We start from the raw sequence: 25,731 nt of genomic DNA, 5'->3' as shown, positions 1-25,731 counted from the left end.
AAGCTGGATGCATTCGTGGATGAGTCATGAACGCGGCCCTCTCAGGTTTCAATCTCGGCACGGTGCTGCTGGGCAGCATCGTTTTGTTCCCTCTGGCCTGCCTGTTCTTCGGGACCCGCGGCGGGTACTACAACACCGACAAATACGACGGCAACGGCACCGCCCACTGAGCATGACTGCAAGCCTCCGCGGCCCTCTCGACAGCACCGAAGCCATCCGTCTGGCCCTGCGCAGCTGGCCCGAGGTCGACGATTACCTCAAGACCTGCAAAGGAGTGATCGTTCCCCTCGGATCCACCGAACAGCATGGCCCCACCGGTGCCATCGGCACCGATGCACTCACAGCGGAAGCCGTGGCGCTGGAGGTGGGTCGTCGCACTGGGGTGCTGGTGACTCCAGCTCAGGCCTTTGGCATGGCTGAACACCATCTCGGCTTCGCCGGCACCATGAGCCTGCAACCGGCCACTCTGCTGGCGGTGATGCACGACCTGGTGCTGTCGTTGGCGCGCCACGGTTTTGAACGGGTGTTTGTGATCAATGGCCATGGCGGCAACATCGCCACCACCAAGGCCGCCTTCGCTCAGGCCCATGGCACGGCGGCCAGCCGAGACCTGCCCGTGGCACCGCAGCTCCGTTGCCGACTGGCCAACTGGTTCATGGCCGGGCCGGTGATGCGGCAGGCTCGCGACCTCTACGGCAACAAGGAAGGCCACCACGCCACCCCGAGCGAGATTGCTGTGACCCTGCAGGTGGAGCCGAGCCTTCAAACCAAGCAGCGGCCCCTGCCGGATCCAGCTCCTGCTGGGCCCATCCACAGCCCCGAGGACTTCAGACGGCGGCACCCGGACGGTCGAATGGGATCACATCCATCTTTGGCCACCGCTGAGCATGGTGCCGCTCTGCTCGAGACAGCGGCGACCGCGCTGAGCGAAGATCTCCGCAGTTTCCTGAGCGAGACATGAGCCGGATCTCCGCTGACGACGTACGCAAAGTGGCCAAGCTGGCCCGCCTTGATCTGCCTGAAGAGAAGATCGCCACCTACACCGGTCAGCTGGAGTCAATCCTCGAGTACGTCGGTCAGCTGGAAAGTATTGATACCGAAGGCGTTCCTGAAACCACCCGCGCCGTGGAGGTCACCAACGTGACCCGTGAGGATGGCGTCACCCCAACTCCCGTCCGAGAGGACATCCTGAATCAAGCTCCCCAGCGGGAGGGGGATTTCTTCCGCGTCCCGAAAATTCTGGCGGATTGATCAGCGCTTAAGAGGGCGGCGAGGTTCGGTTTTGATCGCAATACGATCAACGAATCCCAACCAGTGACGCTGGAAAGATCTCATTGGCATGAAACGTGCTGCTCGCCGCATTTTTCCTCGACGGCGTTTGTGACTGCGCACGCCAACAAGAATGTCGTAGAGAAAGTTGTATCCATCGCGGCGAGTCTCGAATATCCCAAGACGCTGAGGTGAACCCTTGGAATCGAGCAGAGGTTTTGTGGCTTCGTAGGCGGGCTTGTATTCGAACCAGGGAATTGATGGCCAGAGATGATGAACCAGGTGATAGTTCTGCCCCATGATCAACCAATTCATCAGACGTCCCGGGTAGATCCGGGCATTGGTCCAGCGATTTCGCGATGTGAAGGGCCGGTGGGGCAAGTAATCAAAAAAGAGCCCCAGGGTGACACCCACCATCAGGGCTGGAGCGAACCAGCAGTTGAAAATGAAGGGCAGAAATTCAAATCGCGCTGCCGACAGCACAATCACGACAAAAACACTGCGTTCCAATCCCCACTGCATCAATTCCCAGCGCCTCCAGAGCCGCCGCTGGAAGAAAAACCACTCGTGATAAAAAAAGCGTGGTGCGATCAACCACAGCGGCCCGAAGGTGCTGACGATGTGATCAGGGTCGTTCTTGGGATCATTCACATGGGCGTGATGTTCCAAGTGCACACGGGTGAAGACTGGGAAGCTGAAGCCCAGCAACAGCGCTGAGCCATGCCCCATGGCCTGATTGAGCCAACGGTTGGGGTGGGCTGCGTTGTGGCAGGCGTCGTGAATCACGGTTCCTTCCAGGTGCAGGGCCAGGAAGCCTGTGCACAACAGAACCGGCAGCGGCAGACCGCCCAGAAACCACCCCCAGATCGTGAAGGCAGCCAGCCCATATCCGCCAAGGAACAGAGCCACGGTGGGATTCCACGCGGGGGGTGGATCCACGAACTCGCGTGGAACAGATCGATACCCCGTGCTGACCGGACGAGGCTGCTGATGGAGAGCAGAGCTCTGGGTCATCCGGAGATCAGGGCGAAGCTGAAACAGTCCGCAACCAAGGTAGAGAAAGGAATGCCCACCGGGGGACTTGAACCCCCACGACCAAGGCCACTGGTACCTAAAACCAGCGCGTCTACCAATTCCGCCAGATGGGCTGTACCCCGAGCTTACGGAGCGATCCACAATGAAGCAGATGATTCAGCACCACTGATGCTTGCGACCCTGAGTGGCGACGTCTGCCTGCTGTTCGGTCTCGCTCTGCTGTTGCTGCCGCTGCTGGCGGTGGAACTGAGCCGACCGCGAGACGGCGTGTGGGGGGCCATTGTTCTGCTGCTAGGTTTGGTATTGGTAACCAGCAGCGACCGATTGCGAGGAGCGCCGATGTTGGCGGTGCTCTGTGGCGGCCTTCTAGTCAGTCGACTCAGTGCGGAAGTGGGACAGGCGCGCTGGCGCGCTCTCGGGGAAGACGAACAGGCCCGGCTGCGTTCCGTCGATCACTGGCTGACGGGTCTACGCCAGCTCGGCACGGCCGCCGGAGGTCTGTCGGAAGGCCTCGGCGGGATCGCCAAACAACTGAAGCCCGCAGGGAAATCAGGCGTGTCCGGCAAAAAGTGGGTGCGCCCCGAATCAGTGGACACAACGCAGGCGGAACCGTCTCCCATGCCCGAGCCCAGCCCTGAACCCACCAGTAGCGAGGGTGAAGACTGATAATCCCCAGGCCAGACCAGGGACCCTGTGAGCAAGGAGACGCGCGACGCCGCCGCTGAGGGACGTCCCTCCTACAAGGACACGCTCAACCTGCTGCAGACCGGTTTCGGCATGCGCGCCAATGCGGTGAAGCGCGAACCGGAACTGCAGGCCTTCTGGAGCGACAACGGCATCGATGGACAGCTGGGGCTCCAGAACGACGGGCCCACGTTCACCCTTCACGACGGACCGCCCTATGCCAACGGGGCCCTGCACATGGGGCATGCCCTCAACAAGGTGCTCAAGGATGTGATCAATAAGTATCAGGTGCTCAAGGGCCGCAGGGTGCGCTACGTGCCCGGCTGGGACTGCCACGGCCTGCCGATCGAACTCAAGGTGCTGCAGTCCATGGATCAGGAACAGCGCAAAGCGCTGACACCGATCAAACTGCGCAAGAAAGCCGCTGCTTACGCCCGCAAGCAGGTGGATGGCCAGATGAAGGGCTTCCAGCGCTGGGGCATCTGGGCCGACTGGGAGCAGCCCTATCTCACGCTGCAGAAGGAGTACGAAGCCGCCCAGATCAAGGTGTTCGGCGAGATGGTGCTCAAGGGCCACATCTACAGGGGCCTGAAGCCCGTGCACTGGAGCCCCAGTTCCCGCACCGCCCTGGCCGAAGCCGAGCTGGAATACCCTGACGGCCACACCAGCCCCAGCGTCTATGTGGCGTTTCCGGCGATGGAGGTTCCTACCCCCTTGCGGGATGCACTCAAGGCGGAGGGCCTGGAACTGCCCACCGAGACGGACGCCCTTAGGCAGGCCCTTCAAGTGGCGATCTGGACCACCACCCCCTGGACCTTGCCGGCCAACCTGGCGGTGTCCGTCAACGAACGGCTCGACTACGCCCTGGTCGACGATGGCAGCGGCCGGATGCTGGTGGTGGCAGCCGATCTGATCGAGTCGCTTTCCACAACCCTGGAGCGTCCTCTCAAGCACCGCGCCACGGTGAAAGGTGCCCTGCTTGCTGGGCTCATCTATCGGCACCCGCTGCTGGATCGCACCAGCCCCGTCGTGATCGGCGGCGAGTACATCACCACCGAATCCGGCACGGGCTTGGTGCACACCGCCCCGGGGCACGGCGTCGACGACTTTCATACCGGCCAGAAGCACGGCCTGCCCGTGCTGTGCCCCGTGGATGAAGCCGGCACCCTCACCGCAGAGGCAGGTCCTTTCGCAGGCCTGAACGTGCTCAAGGACGCCAATCCAGGGATCATCGAGGCCCTCGAGCAAGCCGGAGCACTGCTCAAGCAGGAGGCCTACAGCCACCGCTACCCCTACGACTGGCGCACCAAGAAACCCACCATCTTCCGCGCCACGGAACAGTGGTTCGCGTCGGTGGAGGGCTTCCGCCAGGACGCCCTCGACGCCATCGACCAGGTGCAGTGGACCCCTGCATCAGGCCGCAACCGGATCGAGGCAATGGTGAAGGAGCGGGGGGACTGGTGCATCTCCCGCCAACGCACCTGGGGAGTGCCGATCCCGGTCTTTTATCACCACAGCAACGGCGAGGTGCTGCTCAACGCCGACACCCTGAGCCATATCGAAACGCTGATCGCCTCCCACGGTGCCGACGTGTGGTGGGAAAAAGACGAAACCGATCTGCTGCCACCCGCCTACGCCAACCAGGCCGATCAATGGCGCAAAGGCACCGACACCATGGACGTGTGGTTTGACTCAGGATCCAGCTGGGCTGCCGTGTCAAGCCAGCGAGAGTCGCTGAGCTACCCCGCCGACCTCTACCTCGAGGGATCCGATCAGCACCGCGGCTGGTTCCAGAGCTCGTTGCTCACCTCCGTGGCCGTCAACGGCCATGCCCCTTACAAACGCGTGCTCACCCATGGTTTCGCCCTCGACGAGAAGGGGCGAAAGATGAGCAAATCCCTCGGCAATGTCGTTGATCCGATGGTGATCATCGAGGGGGGCAAGAACCAGAAGCAGGAGCCTCCCTACGGCGCTGATGTGCTGCGGCTCTGGGTGAGCTCGGTGGACTACTCCGCCGATGTGCCCATCGGCGCCGGAATCCTGCGTCAGCTCGCGGACGTCTACCGGAAAGTGCGCAACACCAGCCGATACCTGCTCGGCAATCTGCACGACTTCAACCCCGCCTCCGATGCCATTGCGGTGGCGGACCTGCCGCTGCTGGACCGCTGGATGCTGCAGCGCACCGCCGAGGTGATGCATGAGATCACAGAAGCCTTCGAGAGCTACGAGTTTTTCCGCTTCTTCCAGCTGCTGCAGAACTTCTGCGTCACCGACCTCTCCAACTTCTACCTCGACATCGCCAAAGACCGCTTGTATGTGAGTGCCCCAACTGACCAGCGCCGACGCAGCTGTCAGACCGTGATGGCTTTAATCATTGAGCGGCTGGCAGGTTTCATTGCTCCGGTGCTGTGCCATATGGCCGAGGACATCTGGCAGAACCTCCCCTACCCGGTCCAGGAAACTTCCGTGTTTCAGCGCGGTTGGCCCACAATTCCGAGCGACTGGCGGAACGACACGCTCTCTGCACCCGTGCAGCAACTCCGCGATCTACGGGCGGCGGTCAACAAAGTGCTGGAGGATTGCCGCGGCCGGCAGGAGCTTGGTGCCTCCCTGGAGGCAGCTGTACGCATCGACGCTCGTAGCCCCGAGCTGCAAGCGGCCCTGTCCTGGCTCAACGACAACGGTGATCCTGACGTGGATGGTCTGCGGGATTGGCTGCTGGTGTCCCAGTTACAGCTGGGGGGAGAGCCCTGGGCTGAAGTGCTCTCCAACCACGAGGACGAGCTCGCGTTGATCGAGGTGAGCCGAGCGCGGGGAACCAAATGTGAGCGCTGCTGGCACTACGAGGGAGACGTGGGGCAGCATCCAGACCATGCCCACATCTGCGGTCGCTGCGTCGGCGTTCTGGAGCGCCGGACTCACCAGTTGGTCTGAACCAGCAGATCAGCCGGTGACATTGGCCCTGCCAACACAACAGCGTTGCTTGGATTCAGCGGTCCTTGGAGCAGTTCCACCTGCTCCAGCCGAGTTTCAGGAGGCAACACCGAGGCATCGGGATCAAAGGCGGTGGGATGGGTCGTGCTGCTGCTGAAGCCTCTAAAAATCAACAGTTCGAACGGCTCACCATCCACATTCCCCGTCAATCGAACAACTCGTTCTGAATCCAGTCGGCTGCGCTCCTCCAGCTGCTGAACAAGCTCGATATCGGTCATCAGAACTCACCGGCGACACGGCCGTAGCGGGGTAAACGCACCAGTAGCCACTGGAGCAGTCCAGCGAGGTAAGCCACCAGCGCCACATAACCGACGAACGCCGCGACGGCCTCAGTCCACTGACCTCCAAAAACGAAATCAAACACCGTTTCAACCCCCCGATGAATGCCCTGCGGTGCTTCCAGCCAGGCGGAGCAGTCAGGGCTGGATTGGGACTGCATGCATCGCAGCCCCGTGGCAGTCATCACCAAACTGATCACACCAAATCCGCTGAGGGCCCATCGCCAGAGACGCACCGTCAGCGGCAAGGGGCGCCAGGGGGGCTGGTCCGCCAGTTCCTCGTTGAGGTCCACCCAGAACCAGACACTCACCACCATCAGCACGGGGGCGACCAGAGCGGTCACATAACCCAGCGGGCGCTCATCGGTGAGCAACAGCAGGCTGATCCCCATCAAGCTGGCCACTTTCCAATACAAACCCAGCAGTCGCTGCACCACAGGTTCACGCCGCCAGGCTGACCAGATCAGCAGCACCAGAGGCAATCCCAGGGCTACCGACGCCGCCAGCCTGTAGGTGAGCCACACCAGGGCCCTGTAGGAAAGCTCGTTCACAACGGCAACTAGGAGTCGAGCCATTATCGATCTCCAGCACCGTGCTGCCGGGGATTGATAGGGTCCAGTTCATGGGCACGTTCTCTCCTCTCGACTGGTTCCGAGCAGCAACCTCAACACCCAGTTGTCGGTCGGCCCTCTCCACTCGCCCTTCCATGGAGGAAGCCGTTCGCGATGTGGTCAGCCAGTTGGGCCGGCGCGGAGAAGCAGATCTTGCTCTGGTGTTCGCGTCGACCGCCTACGCCAGCGATCTGCCACGGTTATTGCCCCTCTTACGACGGGAGTTGAGCTCCAGGCACTGGCTCGGAGCAGCCGGCGGGGGCGTTGTTGGAACCCGAGCTGACGGCACTGCCGCCGAAATCGAGCAGGCACCGTCCCTCAGCGTGACTCTGCTGAGTCTGCCTGGGGCCGCGATCGACAGCGTGGCTCTTTCCACGACCTCACTGCCGGATCTCGACGGTTCAGCACAGACATGGCAGGAGTGGAGTGGCCTCAACCCCCAGCACTGCCGCAGCCAGATCCTGCTGATCGATCCCACCAGCAGCAACATCAACGATCTGATCAGCGGCATGGACTACGCCTTTCCAGGCGCCGAGAAAATTGGCGGGATCGCCTGCCCGCACAATGCGCCCCACGGCTCATTGCTGTTCGATGACCGGGTAGTGACCGGTGCGGTGATCTGTTCCATCGGCGGCGATTGGCGACTGGACAGCGTGGTGGCTCAGGGGTGCAGACCGATCGGTCCGGTTTTTGCGATCGAACAGGTCCAACGCAACGTCGTATTGGAACTCAGTGATGGCGAGCGTCGTGACACTCCAGTGGCCTGCCTGCAGCGAATCCTTGCCGACCTGAGCGAGGAGGAACGGGATCAGGTGCGTCACTCCCTCTTCCTCGGGATCGAACGCCGCAACCTGCAGCTCACGCCCAACCGTCTGGATGCTGCCGGTGGAGCCTTTCTGGTCCGCAATCTGATTGGGGTGGACCCCAACAACGGCGCCGTTGCCGTCGCTGATCGGGTGCGCCCCGGCATGAATGTCCAGTTCCAGCTGCGGGAGGCCGATGCCTCCCGCAACGAAGCGCTCAGCCTGCTGCGCTCTTCCACCGAAAGCGCTGGATCAGCGCCGTTGTTCGGCCTGCTGATGGCCTGCCTGGGGCGTGGCCAGGGATTATTCGGTCAACCGGATGGAGATGTGAACCTGGGCCGCACCGTGATGCCGGACCTGCCGATGGCCGGTGCCTTCTGCAACGGGGAAATCGGTCCAGTAGCGGGATCCACGCATCTTCATGGCTACACCGCCTGTTGGGGGTTGCTGAGGCAGGATCCACCCTCCAATGCCGATTGAGCGTTGCGCCAGCACGTCAATCCCCTTAGCCGCTTCTTCCAGCTGCCGCTGCAGCTGCCATCTCCAGGTGAGCTGTTCGACCATCCCGAGCAACCGATTCACCTCGACATCGGCTGTGCCCGTGGACGCTGCATCCTGGGCCTGGCTGAACTGAACCCCGGCTGGAACCACCTGGGCGTGGAGATCCGTCGCCCCCTGGTAACCGCCGCCGACCGTGATGCCCTCAACAGCGGCAGCGGCAATGTGCGGGTGCTGTTCTGCAACGCCAACATCAGCTTGGAGAGCTGGCTTGCAGCGCTGCCGAACGACCGATTGCAGCGGGTCTCAGTGCAATTCCCCGACCCATGGTTCAAGCGGAGGCATCGCAAGCGGCGGGTGCTGCAGCCGGCCCTGCTGCTGGCCATCGCAGCCGCTCTTCAGCCCGGGCGGGAGCTGTTTCTGCAGAGCGACGTGCTGGCAGTCATCGAACCGATGGTCGCCCTCACCGAACTCAGCGGTTGTTTCACTCGGCCGGAATCGGATGCCAGACCTTGGCGGGCAGACAACCCACTCCCCGTTCCCACGGAACGGGAGCAATACGTTCTTGAGAAGAACCTCCCGGTGTACCGCGTGCTGTATCGACGCAACGCATCTCCACTCCCTGATCCAGAGGCACTGAAAAGCCGTTGGCAGGAGCTCGATAATCCCGCTGAAACGGTCTTCACCGACATCTGAGCGATGGCCGATGCCACAGATCAGCGATCCATCCCTTTGCTGCTGCGTTGGCAGGGGTGTCTGACGCCAACAGCGTCCGTGCAGCAACGGCTGGAGCTGCTGTCGGGCGTGGTGCTGATGTTGCTGCTAGGCAGCCTGCCGTTCGTCAGCCGCAGTGGCCTGGGGCTGGAACTTGCAGCGGCTGGCCTGCTTTGGCTGTTGTGGTCATTGATCACCCCCGCCAAACGCCTCGGTGCCATCAGCCGCTGGGTGCTGCTGTACCTCGCCATCGCCTGGGTCTGCACAGGCTTCTCCCCCGTTCCGATCGCTGCCGCCAAAGGCCTGCTGAAGCTGACCAGCTATCTGGGCGTGTACGCCCTGATGCGTACCCTGCTGGAACGGCAGATCGTCTGGTGGGACCGACTGCTGGCCGCGCTGCTGGGGGGAGGGCTATTCAGCAGTGTTCTGGCACTGCGGCAGTTGTATGCCTCCACCGACGAGCTCGCCGGCTGGGCCGATCCCAACTCCGTCAGTGCCGGCACGATTCGCATCTACGGACCACTCGGTAACCCCAACCTTCTGGCGGGCTATCTCCTGCCGCTGGTGCCCCTGGCGTGCATTGCAGTACTGCGCTGGAAGCGGCTGAGTTGTCGCCTCCTCGCTGCGGTGACGGCGCTGCTGGCGGGCAGCGCCACCGTCTTCACCTACAGCCGTGGAGGCTGGCTGGGCCTGCTGGCGGCCCTGGCCCTGGCGGGCATGCTGATCCTGCTCAGAACTACAGCCCACTGGCCGCCGCTGTGGCGACGTTTGCTGCCCCTGGCCGCCCTACTGATCGCCGGCATCGCGCTGGCCCTGGCGATCACCCAACTGGACCCGATCCGCACCCGGGTGCTGAGCCTGGTGGCTGGTCGCGGTGACAGCTCCAACAACTTCCGTATCAACGTGTGGCTGGCGGCCATCGAGATGGTTCAGGACCGCCCCTGGCTCGGCATCGGGCCCGGCAATGCCGCCTTTAACAGCATCTATCCGCTGTATCAGCAGCCGAAGTTCGATGCCCTCAGCGCATACTCCGTGCCGTTGGAGATCCTGGTTGAGACCGGTATCCCTGGGCTGCTGGCCTGCCTGGGACTGCTGCTGAGCAGCATCCAGCGCGGCCTCCGCATCCACGGGCAGCAGGGGTTGATCGCCATCGGCAGCCTCGCCGCCATCGCCGGGCTGCTCACCCAAGGCATCACAGACACGATCTTCTTCCGGCCGGAGGTGCAACTGATCGGCTGGTTCGCTCTCGCCAGCCTCGGCGCCACCTGGTTGCGGGATTGATGCTGCTCGCAGGATTCGATGCCGGCCAGACCAGCACCCGCTGCCGGGTCTGCCTCTGGCAAGAGGTCGGCTGGCAGATCATCGGTGAGAGTTCAGGTCCTGGGGTGTCCCACCTCGAGGCCTCTGGCGGAGCTGAGCGGTTCCGTCAGGCCGTGCTCACCAGCCTGACATCCGCCTTTGAGGGTGAAGGGGAACGAAGACTGGATGCCGCCGTGATCGGTGCCAGCGGAATCGAGCAGGGCTCAGCCCTGCAACCGAAAGCCACTGCCCTGCTGGCAGATGCCTTGTCTCTTCCCGAGGACAGAGTCCTGGCCACGGGCGACGAGCGCACCGCGCTGCGGGGAGCCTTCCCTGACGGGGATGGAATCATCCTGATCAGCGGCACCGGCATGATCTGCCTCGGCAGAGACCACCAGGGGAAAGAACACCGCTGCGGGGGTTGGGGCTGGATGCTCGATGGCGCGGGTTCCGCCTTTGATTTGGGCCATCAGGGGTTGCAACTCACCCTGCAGATGGCCGATGGGCGACGGCCGGACCACCCCCTGCGCCAGCGGATGTGGGAGCAGCTGGGCTGCCGCGACCATACCGATGTCAAAGCCTGGGTGGTTCAACCGTCGCGCACTGCTGCGGACCTGGCCGCCCTGGCACCACTGCTGGTCGCAGCGGCTGATGCAGGCCTTCCGGCCGCTCAGGACATCCTCCAACGATCAGCTTCGGCTCTGGTGAGCTGCGCTGCCACCGTGGCCAGGGAACTCGCGCTACCGCAGCCGGCGGTGGCGGGGCTCGGCGGCGTGCTGCAACACCAGGGCAGCGTCCAACGGGCGGTTGAGGTGGGGATCATCGCTGAGATCCCGGGCGCACGCTGGGCCCCAGCTGCCTCCGATGCCTGCTGGGGCGCACTCACCATGGCCCGCGAGCTGGTGCTCAGGCCGCGTTGAGGTGCTCGTCGGCCATGGCAGCTAGATGCTGGGTCCAGCGGTCCACCAGCGACTGGTCTTCTGATTCCACCATCACCCGCAGTACCGGTTCGGTGCCGCTGGCCCGCACCAGCACCCGCCCAGCTGCACCCATGCTCGCCTCCGCCTGTAGCACCGCCTCCTGAAGCGGCATGCAACTGGACCATCCCTTGCGGCGGGCTCGGTCCGGAACCGTCACATTCACCAGCTTCTGGGGATAGGCCTTGAAACTGCGATCCAACCAGTCGCTCAAGGCGATGTCCTGGCCATGGCACAGCGTCGCCAGCTGCAGCGCCGTCAGCACCCCATCACCGCAGAGCCCATGGGATGCCGCCAAGATGTGGCCAGACTGCTCACCCCCAAGGGCTGCACCGTTGGCCACCATCGCGGCATGAACATGCTGGTCGCCGACGGGCGTGCGCTCAAGTTCACCGCCGCGACGCTCCCAGGCCCGCTCAAATCCCAGGTTGGACATCACCGTGGCAACCAGTCGATCGCCGGGAAGCGCCTTCTGGTCCTGGAGCACCGATCCCCAGAGGTACAACACATGGTCTCCATCAACCACCCGACCGCGGGCATCGACCGCCAGCATCCGATCGGCGTCACCGTCAAAGGCGAAGCCCATCACCGCCCCTTGGGCCACCACGGCCTGGCGCAGGGGATCCAGCTGAGTTGAACCACAAGCCACATTGATCCGTTCCCCATCCGGCTGGCCATGCAGCACCGTCAGGTCTGCGCCGAGGGTTTGAAACACCTCAGCGGCACAGGCCGTCGCTGAACCCCAGCAGAGATCAAGAACGATCGGGACACCATTGAGCCGCCGATCCCCCACCGAACTCAGCAACTTGTCCTGATACGACCTGAGCAGGTCCTGCCGCTGAACCGAGCGACCACAGCGGCTGGGGCCATCGTCCTCGACCTCACCCCGCAGGCCGGTCTCCACCCGGGCCTGACGCTCGGCGCTCAGCTTCGTGCCATCGGCACCAAACACCTTGATGCCGTTGTCGGCGGGGGGGTTGTGACTGGCCGAGACCATCAATCCACCGGCGGCACCCACCTCACGGATCAGCAGGGGAACCGCCGGCGTGGCACAGAGGCCAAGCTCCCAGACATCTCGACCCGCCGCCGTCAGTCCTGCGGTCAAAGCCGCCACCAGCATGCTGCCGCTGCTGCGGGAATCCATCCCGATCAACACCGGACCATCGGCCTTGAGCACGCGACCGATCCAGTAACCCACCTGCAGACAGAGGGCCGGTGAGAGCTCGGTGCCGGCACGTCCCCGGATGCCGTCCGTGCCGAAACCTGGCGCTGAAGACCCGAGCGAGGGCCCGATCGACGGGACGGCGCGTTGAACCATGGGTCTCAATCGTGGATCGAAGACTACAAACCATGGGCCGAGCGCTCCGCATCCCAGGTGACAGGTGACCTGCCGCCCTCAGCGGGACGCAGAATGTGATGAGTTCCGGCGACAGCGTGCCCGCAGGACCCCGGAACCTCTTCGCCCTTCTGCTCACAACGGCCGGACTGAGCCTGACGATCACCGTCATGGGCCAGCGCCTGCTGCGGGAACGACAGCCAGCGCTGACCCCCAAGACGACACCGATCCAGTTGTGGCAGACCTATCGATGGTCGGTGGATCCTCTGCGCCGGCGTGAAGCGGCCTTGTTGATGGCCAAAAGCAGTCCGACCCTGGCTGGGCAGGGTTGGGGAGACGATCCCCTGGCCGCCGTTGCTCTGGCCCTTGCCGCCGAGAGAGAGCAGCGCCAGGGGAATGACGAGGGGGCAGACGTTCTCTGGCAACAACTGCTGAGCCGCTTTCCGGAGACAACCGTGAGCGCGAGAGCCCGGCAGCAGTTCCCTGTCCGGCGTCAGGAGCTGCTTGAGCTGTATCCCTCCCACCCCGCAGCCCTGGCCACCGCCGTGGCCCTGGAGCCAACCCCGGAACGGGGGCATCAAGGGGCACACCATCTGGCGCGTTGGGGTTGGCGCTGGCCGGGCGCGATGGACCGACTGAAATCAGCCTGCAGCGCAAGTGAGCCGACTCCGGCAGAGCGACAGAGCCTTGCCTGGGCCTTGGCCATGCTCGGGGCCGGATCCTCCGCCTTGGACTGTCTGCAAGGGGAAGCAGCTGAAGCGGAGACAGCGCTCGCCGTGGGGCGGGCCCTGTTGCGGGGTGGTGAGGAGCAACACATTGAAGGGGAACAGATGCTGCTGGAGCTCACCCAGCAACAGCCGAAATCGTTGGCCAGTGATGAGGCTGTTCGTCTGCTGATGGAGCCCCTGCTGCCGGACCCGGCACGAGTGGAAGCCATTCCGCCATCCCTGGCGGAGCGCTCCGCTGCTGTGGCCGCGGCACAGGTTCGGCTCAATGCCGGCAGGGGCGCCATCAACGTGCTCAAACGCTGGCCTGACGACCGCGACAGCTGGCAGCTGCAGTGGGATGAAGCTCGCTTTGCCCTGCTCGATAAGCAGTGGGAACGGGCCCGGGACCTATTGATGGCCCTGCCTTCAGGCACCCTGCCGCCTCCTCTGGAAGCACGGCAACTGTTCTGGTTGGGGCTCAGCGAAGAACGGACAGACAACAGCACCGCCGCCAGAAACCATTGGCGGCGATTGATCGAAACCCACCCCCCGGGGTATTACCGCTGGCGGGCAGAAGTGCATCTGGGTGAAGCCAAGCCCCTGCATCTGAATAAACCATCAACAACCCTGCCCGTCTCCGAGTGGGCTCCTCTCAACAGTCGCTATCAAGAGGTGAACACCCTCTGGAGGCTGGGGCTAACCGAACAGGCATGGGATGCCTGGCTGTCCCTGCGTGATCCCCGAGACCCCTTGGCAGCAGAGGAGCAGCTAGTGGAGGGACGACTGCGGCTCAGCGTGGATGACCCCTGGCGCGGCCTCGCTCAGCTCTGGAGACTCAGCGTGCGCTGGGTCCCAACGAGCTGTCGGCAGCGCCTGCTGCTGCAACGGAGCCAGAACCCTGTCGTCTTCCAACAAGCCATCCAGTCCGCATCAACACAGCACGGGGTGGATCCAAGGTTGTTACTGGCCATCGCAAAACAGGAGTCGCGCTTTTCTCCAGGCGTGCGTTCCATGGCTGGAGCCGTTGGTGTGATGCAACTCATGCCCGCAACGGCCGCCTCCGTCGCCGGGAAACCGCTTTCGGAGCATGAGCTGATTGAGCCTTCTACAAACATTTCCCTCGGGGCTGCGTACCTGAGATCACTGCTGCAGCTCTGGGAAGAGGATGCTTTCCTCAGCATTGCCAGCTACAACGCCGGCCCTGGCACGGTGCGTTCCTGGCCTCAGCCGCGCAACGACGAGGACATCGAACTCTGGGTGGAGCGGATTCCATACGCCGAAACCCGCTACTACACCAAAAAAGTTCTAGACAATGTTTTGGGTTACTCAGACGACGCGTGGCCCGGGTGCGACGACCACACCGAGGGGATGGGGCAAACAGTGGCCAAGTCCAATTCCGGCAACGAGAACGAATCCCAACAGCAACAGCGAGCGCCAGGGGGCAGTCATCACCCCAAGACGGACCAGATCAAGCCGCGCCAACAACAGCGCTGAAGCCAGGATCAGCAGATCAGACAGCAAGTTCAGCCTCAGCAGGTAAATCCCAAGGACAATCACCATCAACAGCGTTACTAGCAGGGTCATGACCCGACTGGACGCCATCACCAACGAGAGTCTCCGCATCAGCAAGTCCGGCATGGTGCAGATCACCAGAACCGCCAACAGCTGAACCCCTTCAACAACGAACAGCAGTTCTAGAGAGATGCTGCGGGAGTGCATGAACTGGATCTGGGCCATCGACCACTGGTGGCCCATCACCACAGCGACGCCGAAGAGCACGTTGAGCATCGGCGCCCGCAGCGGCAGGTTCAGGAGCCCAAAACAACCCATGGCCTCACGCTAATCACGGGGATCAGAGGTGACTGCCAAAGTGGCTTCACCCCCAGACAAGGCCATGACAGGCAGTTCTCCACAACCATTGCTGGGTCCTGTTCAACGGATCGTGCTTGTGGTGGCCGCCATCGTCCTGGCTGTTGGACTCACCATGATGCGGGGTGGGTTGCAGAGCGGATCCCCTCTCGAACAGCTGGCCCGGCGTTCCATGACTCCTGACGTCGCCCTCAGCAACGGGCGTCCGACGATGATTGAGTTCTATGCCGACTGGTGCCAGGTCTGCCGCGAGATGGCGCCGGCGATGCTGAAGCTCGAGCAGAGCATGCAACAACAGCTGGATGTGGTGATGGTGAACGTCGACAACCCGCGCTGGCAGGACCTGGTGGATCGCTACGACGTCAACGGCATCCCCCAGCTCAATCTGTTCAATGCTGAGGGTGATGCCGTCGGCCGCTCCATTGGCCTGCGACGGGAACAGGAACTCTCCCTTCTGGCCGATGCGCTGATTCAGGGCTCCCCACTGCCGTCCTTGCAGGGGCTGGGTCGTGTCAGTGAACGCACGGATGTCGCACCTCAACAGGCATCTCTGACGGCTGGTCCCCGCAGCCACGGTTGATCACCGTGCAGCGGATTCATCCGGGCAGCTTGACGTCATCAGCGGCATGATCACCACACCGAGCCGTCGACATCACCATGGATCGCTTCCGGGTTGATCTGATCGCTGCCACACCCAACCCTCAGCTCTGTGTGTATGCGGCCATGCATCAGGACTACAGCGAGGGCTTCGTCGCTGCTGATCGTGAGAACTGGCCCGATGAACAACGGGCGGGGGAGATCTGCGTCAAACGCCTGCTGGCTGGGGAACGCGGTCATTACGGCCCGATGGAGCACGCCCAGATCGTGCTGAACGTGGGTTGGTTCCCCCATTCCGTGATGCAGCAGGCCCGCACCCACCGGGTGGGCGTCAGTTTTGATGTGCAGTCGATGCGATACACCGGTGAGCGCATCTGCCGCGCTGCCAATGGGGAGCTGGATCTTGAGGAGGTGTTCTACCTGCGACCGGTCGGTGACTACAGCGATCGCCAGGGCAAGAAATACGCCTACACCGAAAGCCAGCGGGCCCTGGACCTCGACCATTGCCGAGCCTCAGCGGAGCGTTATCGCGACCTTTTATCAGCAGGCTTCGCTGAAGAGCACGCCCGGGGGATCCTTCCCTTCGACTATCGGCAGCACTTTGTGGTGAGCTTCAGTCTGCGGGCCTTTCTGCACTTCATGGATCTGCGGGCCAAGCTCGACGCGCAGCTGGAAATCCGCCAGCTCTGCGATCTGATGTGGCCACACATGGTGTCCTGGGCCCCTGAATTTGCGGGCTGGTATGAGAAAAGCAGGCTTCACCGCGCCAGGCTGGCCCCTTAGATCCGAGCCAGGGTGACGCGCTCCGGTTGATGTTGATATTTGCCCTGGCGATCGCTGTAGGTGGTGTCGCAGGGATCCCCCTCGAAGAACAGCAGCTGACAGATCCCTTCTTCGGCGTAAATACGGCAGTCAGCGCCGGAGCTGTTGCTGAACTCAAGAGTGAGGTGTCCTTCCCAGCTCGCTTCCGCAGGCGTGGTGTTCACGATGATGCCCAGACGGGCATAGGTGCTCTTGCCAAGACAGATCACCGTGATGTAAGGCGGGACGCGCATCTTCTCCAGCGCGACGCCAAGGCCATAGGAATGGGCCGGCAGGATGAAATAACGACCGTCCTCGTCCTCATGCAACGGCGTCGGCTCGAGGTTGGCGGGGTTGAAGCGCTTGGGATTCATCACCGTGCCCGGCACATGGCGAAAAATCATGAATTCCTGAGCTGAAAGGCGCAGGTCATAGCCATATGAGGAACAACCGAAACTCAGCACAGGCCTGGCCTGCTGCTCAGGATCCAGATGACGGACCAAGCCCTTCTGGAAGGGCTCGAGCATGCCCTGCGCGGCCTGTTCGGCGATCCAGCGATCGTTCTTGAGCATCAGAAACCTCGACGCAATTGAGTGACCTGATCAGCCATGGCCACGATGCTGGGGGGAATGGCGGGCCCTGTGATCACCACATCCATGGCGGGCGGCCGCTGGTCGAGGGCATCCAGCAGCGCGCCCTCCTCGACGTAGCCCAACCCAACGGCGAGGCCGACTTCATCGAGAACCAGCTGATCGATGTCGCCATCACGCAGATGGCGACGGCAGGACTGCCAAACCGCATCAACAGCCGCCGCACCACCAGGGTGATCAGCCTGAGAGAGACAAGCCGGTACATCAGGGCGGAGCCAGGTGAGTCCGCCGCAGAGACGTACACAACCCTGCGGTCCCTGATGCACCCCACCTTTGAGGAATTGAGCAATCAGCACACGACTGCCCAGCCCAGCGGTGCGCATCGCCTGGCTGAGAACACTGGAGAAGCTGCCGCGATAGGTCGCGGTGTGAACCTGAAGCTGCCCCTCCGGCTCCACCAGCTGCAGGGGTGGGCGAACCGGCACCAATGGGCGGAGACCAGCCCGCTCCAGAGCCCTGTGGTCCTGAGCCACGGAGTCCGAGGAACGATGGCTTGAGGTGAGGCTGGCGGTCATCTCGGCTGCAGGCACCCGGGAGATCCCGGCAGACCTTGAATGTAGCGGTGCAAAGCCACACCACAAGGGTCAAGACACCATCCGTGGTGTGACGTTCCATCAAGCCGGGGCATCGCCTGTCAGGCTTGACGACAGCTGTGATGCGCCGATGCCTGCACCCACGCCCAAGCGGGCAGACGGCCGGGGAGCCACAGAGCTGCGCCCCTTCTCCGTGGACTGGGATCCGATGTCCTTCGCCCTCAGCTCCCTCATCGTGCGTACGGGCCGAACCGCAGTGCTGTGCAGCGTTTCCCTGGAGGAGGACGTCCCCCGCTGGCGCCGGGGGAACGGTTGCGGCTGGCTCAGCGCTGAATATCGACTGCTTCCCGGTTCAACTCCGCAACGGCAGTCGCGAGAGTTGATGAAGCTCTCGGGCAGAACGCAGGAGATCCAACGCCTGATCGGTCGCAGTCTCCGGGCTGTTCTTGACATGGACGCCCTGGGCGAGCGCACGCTTCTGATCGACTGCGATGTGATCCAGGCCGACGCCGGCACCCGCACCGCTTCGATCACCGGCGCCTGGATCGCCTTGCGCCGGGCCTGTGATCTACTCCGCTCCCAGGGTGTGTTGACGCAGGATCCGATTCGCCAGCAGCTGGCGGCGGTTTCGGTGGGGTTGATCGATGGGACGCCCCTGCTGGATCTCGACTACAGCGAAGACAGCCGTGCCGACGTGGACCTCAATGTGGTCACCGCCGGAGATGGCCGCCTGCTGGAACTGCAAGGGACGGCAGAGCAAGCACCCTTCAGCCGCTCCGAACTCGATGCCATGCTCAACCTGGCTGAATCGGGACTTCAGGAGCTGATGCAAGGTCAGCGTCACGCCCTGGCCACAGCCGCCGGTTCAGCGATTTCGTAATAACTACTACACGGCTCGTCAGGGCACATTCGTAATTTCCCAGCAGTTGCGAGGAAACCATGGTGGCCAGCAGTGGTTTCAGTCGCTATTCCCCCCAGCAACCGCAGGTTGCGGGTGCAGCCGAACGAAGCCGCACCCTTCTGGATGTCATCCGTGATCTGGATGGAGCCAGCACCGAGTTGGTGGAACGCAACAAGACGATTTTCTTCCCGGGGGATCCGGCCGAAAGGGTGTATTTGATCCGTCGCGGAGCCGTGCGCCTGTCCAGGGTGTACGAATCAGGCGAAGAGATCACCGTGGCGCTGCTGCGGGAAAACAGCCTGTTCGGCGTGCTGTCACTGCTCACCGGACACCGATCCGACCGCTTCTATCACGCTGTTGCCTTCACGCGGGTGGAAATGGTGACCGCACCGGCCGCCTCCGTGCGTGCTGCCATCGAGGCGGACACCGGTGTCGGCCTGCGTCTTCTGCAGGGCCTCTCCAGTCGGATCCTGCAGACGGAAACGATGATCGAAACCCTCACCCACCGCGATATGTCGTCCCGATTGGTGAGTTTTCTGCTCGTGCTGTGCAGGGATTTCGGCGTGCCCGATGAACTCGGCATCACGATTGATCTGCGCCTGTCTCATCAAGCCATTGCCGAAGCGATCGGCTCCACACGCGTCACCATCACCCGTCTGCTGGGAGACTTGCGCCAATCCGGACTCGTTCAGATTGACCGCAAGAAGATCACGGTGTTGGATCCCATCGCCCTGGCCAAGCGGTTCAGCTGAGTTCACCCCCCGTGCGATGGGGTTCTGATGAGCGGCTGGCTGCTGATCCTGGCTTTGCTCATCCTCGGTGGTGTGCTGTCGACCCTGGGGGATCGGCTGGGCAGTCGCGTGGGAAAAGCACGGCTCAGCCTGTTCAATCTGAGGCCGCGACGCACCGCTGTGTTGATCACAGTGCTCACCGGCAGCCTGATCAGTGCCCTGTCCTTGGGTCTCCTGCTCCTTGTGAGCCGCCAGCTTCGGGTTGGACTGTTTGAGCTCGATGCCCTCCAGGCCAAACTCCGGGACAGCCGGGCGGCCCTTGATGCGGCCGAAACGGAGCGGCGCGAGGCTCGGTCAGCGACGGAGCGGATCGAGGCGGAATTAATTGCCACCCGGCAAAGGTCCGCAACCCTGCGCCGAGAGCTGGAACCACTGCAACAGCAGAAGCGTCAACTGGAGCAGGAACGGAACCGACTGACCGCCGAGATCCAGGCCAGGGACGTCGATATCCAGCGCACGGAAGCTGAATTGCGCAGTGTGCGCGACCGGATCAAGGCTGGGGAAAAGGAGCTCTCGTCCCTGGAGCAGGACCTGCTGGCCTTGCGCCGTGGATCCGTCGTGCTGCGCAGTGGCCAGGCCCTGGCCACTGCCACGGTGAGGCTGGAGCAACCGGGGCAGGCCAAGCAGGTGGTGGATCGGTTGCTGCAGGAAGCCAACCAAACCGCCTACGTCAGGGTCAGACCAGGGGAAACCCCGGATCGTCAGATCCTTCTGGTCCCCCGAGGGGATGTGGAACGGCTGCAACAAACCCTGCGTCAATCCGGCACCTGGGTCGTGTCGATGCGATCGGCGGGCAATGTGCTGCGGGGTGAGTCCGTGGTGTATGCCTACCCGGATGTGAAGCCGAACCGAACCATCACCCGCGTCGACGAGGTGCTGGCCACCACCACCATCGAGCCGGACGAACGCGGATCAGAGGCGGTCAGGACCCGGCTCAACCTGCTGCTGGCCTCAGCCTTTGCAGAAGTTCAACGCCGCGGTTCGCTCAGTGAAGGACTGCAGTTCGATGGCAGCGCACTGAACGAGCTGGGCCTGGCGCTGGTGGATCGAACCGACAACGAACCGCTCGACCTGCAGGTGATCGCTGTCCGCAGCAGCGACACAGCGGATCCTGTCGCTGTGAGCGTGATCCTGAAGCCATGAGCCATCTGGTGGGACTCGACCCCGGTCGTGCCAAGTGCGGCCTGGTGTTGGTGGATCCTGATCAGCGCCTGGTCCTCGATGGTGTCGTGCTGCCCCCATCGCGCGTCATCAGTCAGCTGAAGACCTGGTCTAACCAGGGGGAGCTGCGGTTGATCCTGTTGGGGAACGGCACCAGCTCGGAACAATGGAATCCAGCATTGCAACGACTGGCCTCGGTCGAAATCGTTGAGGAAAGGGGAACAACCCTTCGCGCCCGGGATCGCTACTGGCAGCTCTGGCCCGCCAAGGGATGGAGGCAAATGCTGCCGCGGGGCCTGCGGCTTCCCCCTGGTGAGTTGGATGCGGTGGCAGCTCTGGTGATGGTCGAGGATCACCTCGGCCATCAGTGCCAGTGGCCTCAGTCGCGACCGGCCTTCAAAAGCGTGCCCGCACCGTGAAGGTGTAATCCCCGCCGGGCTCCAATCGATAGTCGGCGCGCACCAGAAAGCGCAGCAACGCGTCCTGAATCAGGGCTCGACCCAGGGACGGCTCAACCGTGAGCTCACCGCAGTCGAAAGCCCAGTGAAAGGTCCACTCGAAACCGCCTGCCGAGACCTCACCCTCAACGCACTGATCACTGAAGCACTGCCGCAGAACCCTGAGGTGGGCTGTCGTGGCGGGAAGCGCTGTCATTCCACTGAAGCCGGACAGAAGCCGTTGATCCAGTTGCCGGCGCGGTCCAGACCCTGGCGCTGAATGCGCTGGATGGCCTCCAACACACCGTCCAGCACGACATCCACCTCAGGCTGCTCCGCACGACTGAAGGAACCGAGCACGTGGGACACGGTGCGCGCCCGCCGTTCCGCGGGATTGTCAGCAGGAGCACCAATGCCGATGCGCAAGCGCGGAAAGGCCTGAGTGCCCAGGTGCTGAATTGTGCTCCGCAAACCGTTATGGCCTCCAGCACTGCCCTGGCCCCGCAACCGCAGACGCCCCAGGGGGATGTCCATGTCATCCACCAGAACCAGCAGTTGTTCCGGCGTGAAGCCAAACCAGTCGAGCGCTGCGCGGATGGACCGACCGCTGTCGTTCATGTAGGTCTGCGGCATGAGCAGCCTCAGTCGGCTTTCACCGATGCCGTGCTCCGCCACCAAGCCATGCAACTTGCTCTGCTGACGAAAACTGAACCCCTCGCGTGATGCCATCTGCTCCAATGCCATGAAGCCGATGTTGTGACGGGTTCCCTCATACTTCGTGCCTGGATTGCCCAGGCCGACCACCAGCCGGAGCACATCGGCCATCAAGAGTCAGTCGTTGGAAGGTTTCGCGTTGGATGCTTCCACATCAGAAGAAGGCAGCTGTTCCGGCTCTGCCATGGCTTTGTTGATTTCCCGCTCGAATTCCTTCGAGGCCGATTGAAAGCCCTTCAGTGTTTTTCCAAGTGTTCGGCCAAGCTCAGGCAAACGCTTGGGACCGAACACAAGTAATGCAACGGCGCCGATCACCGCCATTTCGGGGAGGCCGACGCCGAAAACATTCATTGATCGATCAACCCAGACCGTTCCAGTTGACGTTGATGCCTTCCAGGATCAGCGACTTGTTGTACAGCTGAAGAATTACCAATAGGAACACGAGAAACAAGACCATGAAGATGCCCATCACGGGCGTTGTTCCCCAGCCGGGAACGACCTTGCCGTACTCGGAGTTCAGAGGGCGGAGAAGGTCTCCCAGACGGGTGCGCTGAGCCATGGCGACGCTTTGGGTCTCGGGTGAATTGAAGTCTAGATACTGTAGGGGCCGATTCCGTTTCGGGGTCGGTCCTGTCGAGAGATGTGATGGAAACGTCGTCCCCTGCCCTCTCCGTTGCCATCGGAGTGCTCGCCGTTCTGCTCGGCATGACCGGTTTCGGTGTGTACCAGGCTTTCGGTCCGCCCTCCAAGGCGCTGGATGATCCCTTCGACGATCACGAGGACTGAGCCAACCGCAGCTCAACCAGTTCCCCTGGTGCCAGTTCGATCCAGTCGTCAGCGGCGACCGATCGTCCCACTTTCCAGCCTGCTCCAGGCTGCCAGCGGCACCGGGAAGCCCCGGGATTGAGCAGCTGCAGCACCACACCGTTGGCGTCTGGGCGCAGAGCGATCGGACACAGCCAGCGTGGAATCGCTGGCAACCAGCAACGTGTCCCCATCGATGTCTGGTGCTGTCCTGCCGCGATCGGTCCGTGCCAGCCAGGTTCGCGAAAGGCGATGGCTGCCTGGGGCACCGCTGCATGGGCCCAGCTGCCTTGAAACGGCATCAGCGCCAATCGCATCCGCTGCTGACCCTGATCCGCCGATGGATCCGGCCAGGTGGCACCACGCAGCAGCGAAACACCCAATCGATCCGTGGCCCCATCCACCCCCTGCGGACCATCCAAGAGAACCGCAATGCCCCCGCCGGGAGCCTTGGCCTGAGAGGCCAGCCAGGAGATCGCCGGCACTTCCCATCGCTCTTGTTCACGGGGCGTCTGGGGATGCGCCGGCCGTTCGATCACCCCGCCACTGGTATCTGCCGCAAGACGCACCGCCGCTGATGCGAGGGGGATGTCCAACCGCAGCAGCTCATGGCGCTGACACCAGTCCACAGACACGATCAGCTCCAACCAGGGGCAATCCGCTTTGAGGCGCAGATCCAGGCGCATCCGGCTGGCACCCACCCGATAGGTCACCACGAGCTGGGCCACCAGCGGACCGGACTCGAGCAGCTGAACAGATCCGACGGGCTCCAGCTCCAGCGGATGCCTCCGGTACTCCGCAGCGATGTCCCAGGCATCCCAGAACTCACCCCGGTCCCGGTAACGGCAGGGGCACAAAGGTGCCGAAAGCTGATCAACCCCCTGAGCATCCCGCAGCTGCAACAGCCCTACAGGGGAGCACTCAAACTCCACTAAGCCATTGCTGACACGCCAGATCTCTGGCGACACCTGCACCACGCTGACCGGATGCCTGGGCGCGATCTCCCCGCTGTCCACAGGACCATCGCTCAGCGCCACAGAACAGATCCCGCGCTGCTCGGGCAGCTGCACCCACGTGCCGCCCTGCACGCTGGGCTGCTGTGGCAGCGCCGCACCATCGGTATGCCAGGCCCCATGCGGCAATTTCAGTAGTGGAGACCAGCGAGCCAGTGGCTGCCAGCCCATCCACAGCCAAGTGCTGCTGGCACCAGATCCAGAGTCAACACCCAGCAACTGACGCAGGCCCTGATCACGCTGATGCCGGGCTTGACGGCGGGCCCGGCGCCAGATCGGCTCCGCCTGGTCAAACACCTCCGGAATGGAGGTTCCGGGAAGGATGTCGTGGAATTGCTGAAACAGCAGTGGACGCCAATCGCTGCCAACGGATGGGCGGCCTGCGAAAGCAAGAAGCGCTGCCACCGTGTCGCTCTCCCGCAGCAGGCGCTCCAGGCTGCGGTTGTGACGTTTCTGATCCGGACGGCTGGTGGCACAGCCGCGATGCAGCTCGAGGTACAGCTCATCCCGCCAGACCGGCAACTGCCCTGCCATGGGCTCAAGCCTGTCGAGGTACTGGCGCAGTGACCCCGCCTGCCTGGGCAGCGCCGAGGGTTCCGGATCCCACAGCTGCATCTGCTCCAGCATCTCCTCGGTGGGTCCGCCCCCGTGGTCGCCGACCCCAGGGATCCAGAGCAACTCCGAAACACCGCTGCATTGCTGCCACCGGCGCTGCTCCTTGAGGATGTCCGATGGATCCCCACGCCGTCCGATCGGGGGGAGCATCAGGCTCATCACATCCCCCCCACCGCGGCTGCGCCACCGGAACAAACGATGTGGGAATGAATTGCTGGCATTCCAAGCCAACTTGTGGGTGCAGAACCAGCGCACACCTGTGGCCTGCGCGACGGCAGGGAGGCCTGCTGCAAACCCGAAGCTGTCCGGCAGCCAGGCCAGGTGATGGCGCCATTCGGGAAATATTTCGCGGCTGTAGGCCTGACCGATGGCGAACTGCTGCCAAAGCGACGCCGTGCTCACCAGCACACAATCCGTCTCCACCCAGGGGCCGTTGATCGGTTCCCAGCGGCCGGCCCGACTGGCCTTGCAGATCGCTGAAAACAGCTCGGGTCTGTGGTGCTCCATCCAGGCATAGAGCGCCGGCGTGGAGTGAGCGAAGCGAAGATCAGGCCAGCGTTTCATCAGCGCGAGGGCGGAGCGAAAGGTCCGCTCCGCCGCCTGCCAGGTGTCCGCCACCGTCCAGAGCCAGGCCAGATCCAGATGGGCATGGCCGAACCAGTGCACAGCGCCCTGAGGTGTGGGCTGCGCTTTCAGCTGCTGCGCAACCGCCTTAAGCGCCGCCTCACTGTTGGGATCCATCTGCTCCCAACCGAACGGCAAGTCACCTCCTGCCTCGAGGTGCAATAGCAAAGCTTCTGGCAACAACACCCCAGCCGGGTCCTCGCCGGGACGGTTGGGTTCGAGATCCAGCCAGCTGCTGATCAACGCTCCGTCGTCATGGAGGGGACTGCAGAGCTCCAGCTGAATCCTGTGAACATGTCCGGCAAGAAAAGCCTCCGGCAGCGTCCAGCGACAGGCGGTGTCGAATAGATCTCCTTGATGCACCAGCACCCCATCAACCCAGAGACGTGCCGACTCCGCCCACCAGCTCAGGCACAACCGAGCCCGGTGATGGCTTGCATCCGGCCAGGCCTCCGGCCGAACCACGGTCTGCTCCAGCCGCAACCAAGCACGCCCCCGCGGCCAGATCAGTAATCCACGGGCAGCCCAGTCAGGGCGGTTGTTCTTCCCCCAGGACTCAAGGATGAATGGCTCGCGCTCCAGCGCGTGGGAACGCCTCCAACCAGAGCGCAGATCACGGCGCGAGCGGCTGCGAAACGTTTCAATCCACTCCGTTCGTGTTGCCTTGAGGGGGGTGTCGCCCCGGGTACCGCTGACATGCCCCATAGGATGCTGTCGCAAACACAGACGACGGTCGGTCTCCATGCTCGCCCTCAAGATCTCCGTTTACTCGGTCGTCTTCTTCTTCATCGGTATTTTCGTGTTCGGCTTCCTGGCGAGCGATCCAAGCCGGACCCCCAGCCGGAAGGACCTCGAGGACTAATTAAGGGACGGATTCCGGTCCGCGCTGCTCACTGGACCGCTGCGCTCTTGAGGAAGCTTCCGAGCTGTCAAGATCGCAGCCCTCTGATGAAAGTCTTTGGCGGTATTACGCCTGACATTGGTGATCTGCGGAATCCTTTTGGTGGGATCCGAGT

At 63.0% G+C, this 25,731-nt stretch carries 29 protein-coding genes, 1 tRNA gene and 1 pseudogene; 18 read left to right on the top strand and 13 right to left on the bottom strand.

Annotation, left to right across the window (positions count from 1 at the left end; translation table 11 throughout):
* The first annotated feature begins 26 nt into the window (after nucleotides 1-26).
* Genes TX72_RS14335 through gatC form a run of 3 tightly spaced genes read left to right on the top strand, consistent with a single transcriptional unit; the run spans nucleotide 27 to nucleotide 1,251 of the window.
* Nucleotides 27-170 (top strand): DUF8629 family protein, encoded by a 144-nt coding sequence (locus TX72_RS14335; RefSeq protein ID WP_173358481.1) that lies wholly within the window; start codon nucleotides 27-29, stop codon nucleotides 168-170.
* 2 nt (nucleotides 171-172) lie between these two features.
* Entirely contained in the window at nucleotides 173-961 is a 789-nt protein-coding gene (locus TX72_RS01470; protein WP_042502828.1) for a creatininase family protein, read from the top strand.
* Complete coding sequence (gatC, locus tag TX72_RS01465; RefSeq protein WP_011127166.1) at nucleotides 958-1,251, top strand: Asp-tRNA(Asn)/Glu-tRNA(Gln) amidotransferase subunit GatC; 294 nt, start codon at nucleotides 958-960, stop codon at nucleotides 1,249-1,251. Before TX72_RS01470 ends, gatC begins: the two co-directional genes overlap by 4 nt.
* Here gatC and crtR read toward each other — a convergent pair whose 3' ends face one another.
* Complete coding sequence (gene crtR, locus TX72_RS01460; protein ID WP_011127165.1) at nucleotides 1,252-2,283, bottom strand: beta-carotene hydroxylase; 1,032 nt, start codon at nucleotides 2,281-2,283, stop codon at nucleotides 1,252-1,254.
* A 52-nt stretch (nucleotides 2,284-2,335) separates the two neighbouring features.
* Nucleotides 2,336-2,417 (bottom strand) — tRNA-Leu (locus tag TX72_RS01455).
* A gap of 55 nt (nucleotides 2,418-2,472) precedes the next feature.
* Here TX72_RS01455 and TX72_RS01450 point away from each other — a divergent pair.
* Both TX72_RS01450 and ileS read left to right on the top strand, forming a co-directional pair.
* Nucleotides 2,473-2,970 (top strand): Ycf66 family protein, encoded by a 498-nt coding sequence (locus TX72_RS01450; protein ID WP_011127164.1) that lies wholly within the window; start codon nucleotides 2,473-2,475, stop codon nucleotides 2,968-2,970.
* A gap of 27 nt (nucleotides 2,971-2,997) precedes the next feature.
* Nucleotides 2,998-5,922 carry an isoleucine--tRNA ligase gene (ileS, locus tag TX72_RS01445; protein ID WP_011127163.1) on the top strand — a complete coding sequence of 975 codons (2,925 nt, stop codon included), beginning with the start codon at nucleotides 2,998-3,000 and terminating at the stop codon, nucleotides 5,920-5,922.
* Here ileS and TX72_RS01440 read toward each other — a convergent pair.
* Both TX72_RS01440 and TX72_RS01435 read right to left on the bottom strand, forming a co-directional pair.
* The gene (locus TX72_RS01440) at nucleotides 5,907-6,200 is read right to left on the bottom strand and encodes a DUF7734 family protein (RefSeq protein ID WP_011127162.1); all 294 of its coding nucleotides are present in this window, start codon (nucleotides 6,198-6,200) and stop codon (nucleotides 5,907-5,909) included. The two genes, ileS and TX72_RS01440, sit on opposite strands and share 16 nt — an antisense overlap.
* Nucleotides 6,200-6,835: a DUF3177 family protein gene (locus TX72_RS01435; RefSeq protein ID WP_011127161.1), complete on the bottom strand. Its 636-nt coding sequence runs from the start codon at nucleotides 6,833-6,835 to the stop codon at nucleotides 6,200-6,202. The genes TX72_RS01440 and TX72_RS01435 overlap by 1 nt, the downstream gene beginning before the upstream one ends.
* 47 nt (nucleotides 6,836-6,882) lie before the next feature.
* Between TX72_RS01435 and TX72_RS01430 the strand changes: the two genes are divergently transcribed.
* Genes TX72_RS01430 through TX72_RS01415 form a run of 4 tightly spaced genes read left to right on the top strand, consistent with a single transcriptional unit; the run spans nucleotide 6,883 to nucleotide 11,105 of the window.
* Nucleotides 6,883-8,154 carry an FIST signal transduction protein gene (locus TX72_RS01430; RefSeq protein WP_011127160.1) on the top strand — a complete coding sequence of 424 codons (1,272 nt, stop codon included), beginning with the start codon at nucleotides 6,883-6,885 and terminating at the stop codon, nucleotides 8,152-8,154.
* A 3-nt stretch (nucleotides 8,155-8,157) separates the two neighbouring features.
* Nucleotides 8,158-8,868, top strand: a complete 711-nt coding sequence (gene trmB, locus TX72_RS01425; protein ID WP_011127159.1) for a tRNA (guanosine(46)-N7)-methyltransferase TrmB — start codon at nucleotides 8,158-8,160, stop codon at nucleotides 8,866-8,868.
* Between the two features lie 3 nt (nucleotides 8,869-8,871).
* Complete coding sequence (locus TX72_RS01420; protein WP_011127158.1) at nucleotides 8,872-10,167, top strand: IctB family putative bicarbonate transporter; 1,296 nt, start codon at nucleotides 8,872-8,874, stop codon at nucleotides 10,165-10,167.
* Nucleotides 10,167-11,105, top strand: coding sequence for a BadF/BadG/BcrA/BcrD ATPase family protein (locus tag TX72_RS01415; RefSeq protein WP_011127157.1), 939 nt, complete (start codon nucleotides 10,167-10,169; stop codon nucleotides 11,103-11,105). The genes TX72_RS01420 and TX72_RS01415 overlap by 1 nt, the downstream gene beginning before the upstream one ends.
* Here the strand turns inward: TX72_RS01415 and glmM are convergent.
* Nucleotides 11,092-12,480, bottom strand: coding sequence for a phosphoglucosamine mutase (gene glmM / locus TX72_RS01410; protein ID WP_011127156.1), 1,389 nt, complete (start codon nucleotides 12,478-12,480; stop codon nucleotides 11,092-11,094). The genes TX72_RS01415 and glmM overlap by 14 nt on opposite strands.
* A 98-nt stretch (nucleotides 12,481-12,578) precedes the next feature.
* On the opposite strand from glmM, the pseudogene TX72_RS14925 reads away from it, so the two are divergent.
* Nucleotides 12,579-14,447: pseudogene (locus tag TX72_RS14925) on the top strand (lytic transglycosylase domain-containing protein); the annotation flags it as partial.
* A gap of 84 nt (nucleotides 14,448-14,531) precedes the next feature.
* Here TX72_RS14925 and TX72_RS14610 read toward each other — a convergent pair.
* The gene (locus TX72_RS14610; protein ID WP_071820816.1) at nucleotides 14,532-15,035 is read right to left on the bottom strand and encodes a hypothetical protein; all 504 of its coding nucleotides are present in this window, start codon (nucleotides 15,033-15,035) and stop codon (nucleotides 14,532-14,534) included.
* 64 nt (nucleotides 15,036-15,099) lie between these two features.
* Between TX72_RS14610 and TX72_RS01400 the strand changes: the two genes are divergently transcribed.
* Together TX72_RS01400 and thyX are read left to right on the top strand one after the other, a co-directional pair.
* Nucleotides 15,100-15,654, top strand: a complete 555-nt coding sequence (locus TX72_RS01400; RefSeq protein WP_011127154.1) for a thioredoxin family protein — start codon at nucleotides 15,100-15,102, stop codon at nucleotides 15,652-15,654.
* 77 nt (nucleotides 15,655-15,731) lie between these two features.
* Nucleotides 15,732-16,454 (top strand): FAD-dependent thymidylate synthase, encoded by a 723-nt coding sequence (gene thyX, locus TX72_RS01395; RefSeq protein WP_011127153.1) that lies wholly within the window; start codon nucleotides 15,732-15,734, stop codon nucleotides 16,452-16,454.
* Here thyX and dcd read toward each other — a convergent pair.
* Nucleotides 16,451-17,044 (bottom strand): dCTP deaminase, encoded by a 594-nt coding sequence (gene dcd, locus TX72_RS01390; protein ID WP_011127152.1) that lies wholly within the window; start codon nucleotides 17,042-17,044, stop codon nucleotides 16,451-16,453. The two genes, thyX and dcd, sit on opposite strands and share 4 nt — an antisense overlap.
* The gene (locus TX72_RS01385) at nucleotides 17,044-17,637 is read right to left on the bottom strand and encodes a cob(I)yrinic acid a,c-diamide adenosyltransferase (RefSeq protein ID WP_011127151.1); all 594 of its coding nucleotides are present in this window, start codon (nucleotides 17,635-17,637) and stop codon (nucleotides 17,044-17,046) included. The genes dcd and TX72_RS01385 overlap by 1 nt, the downstream gene beginning before the upstream one ends.
* A gap of 148 nt (nucleotides 17,638-17,785) precedes the next feature.
* Here TX72_RS01385 and rph point away from each other — a divergent pair, with 148 nt between their 5' ends.
* From rph to TX72_RS01365, 4 genes are read left to right on the top strand one after another with little or no spacing between them, the layout of a single operon-like run.
* Nucleotides 17,786-18,535 (top strand): ribonuclease PH, encoded by a 750-nt coding sequence (rph, locus tag TX72_RS01380; RefSeq protein ID WP_011127150.1) that lies wholly within the window; start codon nucleotides 17,786-17,788, stop codon nucleotides 18,533-18,535.
* A gap of 59 nt (nucleotides 18,536-18,594) precedes the next feature.
* On the top strand, nucleotides 18,595-19,308 hold the full coding sequence (ntcA, locus tag TX72_RS01375) for a global nitrogen regulator NtcA (RefSeq protein ID WP_011127149.1): 714 nt from the start codon (nucleotides 18,595-18,597) through the stop codon (nucleotides 19,306-19,308).
* A 27-nt stretch (nucleotides 19,309-19,335) separates the two neighbouring features.
* Nucleotides 19,336-20,490: a DUF3084 family protein gene (locus TX72_RS01370; RefSeq protein WP_011127148.1), complete on the top strand. Its 1,155-nt coding sequence runs from the start codon at nucleotides 19,336-19,338 to the stop codon at nucleotides 20,488-20,490.
* Nucleotides 20,487-20,927: a RuvC family protein gene (locus TX72_RS01365; RefSeq protein WP_011127147.1), complete on the top strand. Its 441-nt coding sequence runs from the start codon at nucleotides 20,487-20,489 to the stop codon at nucleotides 20,925-20,927. Before TX72_RS01370 ends, TX72_RS01365 begins: the two co-directional genes overlap by 4 nt.
* Here TX72_RS01365 and TX72_RS01360 read toward each other — a convergent pair.
* The 4 genes from TX72_RS01360 to psbH are packed head-to-tail and all read right to left on the bottom strand — an operon-like array spanning nucleotide 20,905 to nucleotide 22,218.
* Entirely contained in the window at nucleotides 20,905-21,162 is a 258-nt protein-coding gene (locus TX72_RS01360) for a DUF3146 family protein (protein WP_011127146.1), read from the bottom strand. The two genes, TX72_RS01365 and TX72_RS01360, sit on opposite strands and share 23 nt — an antisense overlap.
* Entirely contained in the window at nucleotides 21,159-21,770 is a 612-nt protein-coding gene (pth, locus tag TX72_RS01355) for an aminoacyl-tRNA hydrolase (RefSeq protein ID WP_011127145.1), read from the bottom strand. The genes TX72_RS01360 and pth overlap by 4 nt, the downstream gene beginning before the upstream one ends.
* A gap of 6 nt (nucleotides 21,771-21,776) precedes the next feature.
* Nucleotides 21,777-22,010: a TatA/E family twin arginine-targeting protein translocase gene (locus TX72_RS01350; protein ID WP_011127144.1), complete on the bottom strand. Its 234-nt coding sequence runs from the start codon at nucleotides 22,008-22,010 to the stop codon at nucleotides 21,777-21,779.
* 7 nt (nucleotides 22,011-22,017) lie between these two features.
* On the bottom strand, nucleotides 22,018-22,218 hold the full coding sequence (psbH, locus tag TX72_RS01345; protein ID WP_006849996.1) for a photosystem II reaction center phosphoprotein PsbH: 201 nt from the start codon (nucleotides 22,216-22,218) through the stop codon (nucleotides 22,018-22,020).
* Between the two features lie 86 nt (nucleotides 22,219-22,304).
* On the opposite strand from psbH, the gene psbN reads away from it, so the two are divergent.
* The gene (psbN, locus tag TX72_RS01340) at nucleotides 22,305-22,445 is read left to right on the top strand and encodes a photosystem II reaction center protein PsbN (RefSeq protein WP_011127143.1); all 141 of its coding nucleotides are present in this window, start codon (nucleotides 22,305-22,307) and stop codon (nucleotides 22,443-22,445) included.
* On the opposite strand, the gene TX72_RS01335 is transcribed toward psbN, so the two are convergent.
* Nucleotides 22,433-25,420, bottom strand: a complete 2,988-nt coding sequence (locus tag TX72_RS01335; RefSeq protein WP_042502815.1) for an alpha-mannosidase — start codon at nucleotides 25,418-25,420, stop codon at nucleotides 22,433-22,435. The genes psbN and TX72_RS01335 overlap by 13 nt on opposite strands.
* A gap of 37 nt (nucleotides 25,421-25,457) precedes the next feature.
* On the opposite strand from TX72_RS01335, the gene TX72_RS01330 reads away from it, so the two are divergent.
* Complete coding sequence (locus TX72_RS01330; RefSeq protein ID WP_006172424.1) at nucleotides 25,458-25,577, top strand: photosystem II reaction center protein I; 120 nt, start codon at nucleotides 25,458-25,460, stop codon at nucleotides 25,575-25,577.
* Nucleotides 25,578-25,731 lie beyond the last annotated feature (154 nt).

This window comes from Parasynechococcus marenigrum WH 8102 (assembly GCF_000195975.1).
GTDB classification, from domain to species: domain Bacteria; phylum Cyanobacteriota; class Cyanobacteriia; order PCC-6307; family Cyanobiaceae; genus Parasynechococcus; species Parasynechococcus marisnigri.
Note: the sequence above shows the minus strand (reverse complement) of the source record. Positions and strands in the feature narration are given on the sequence as shown.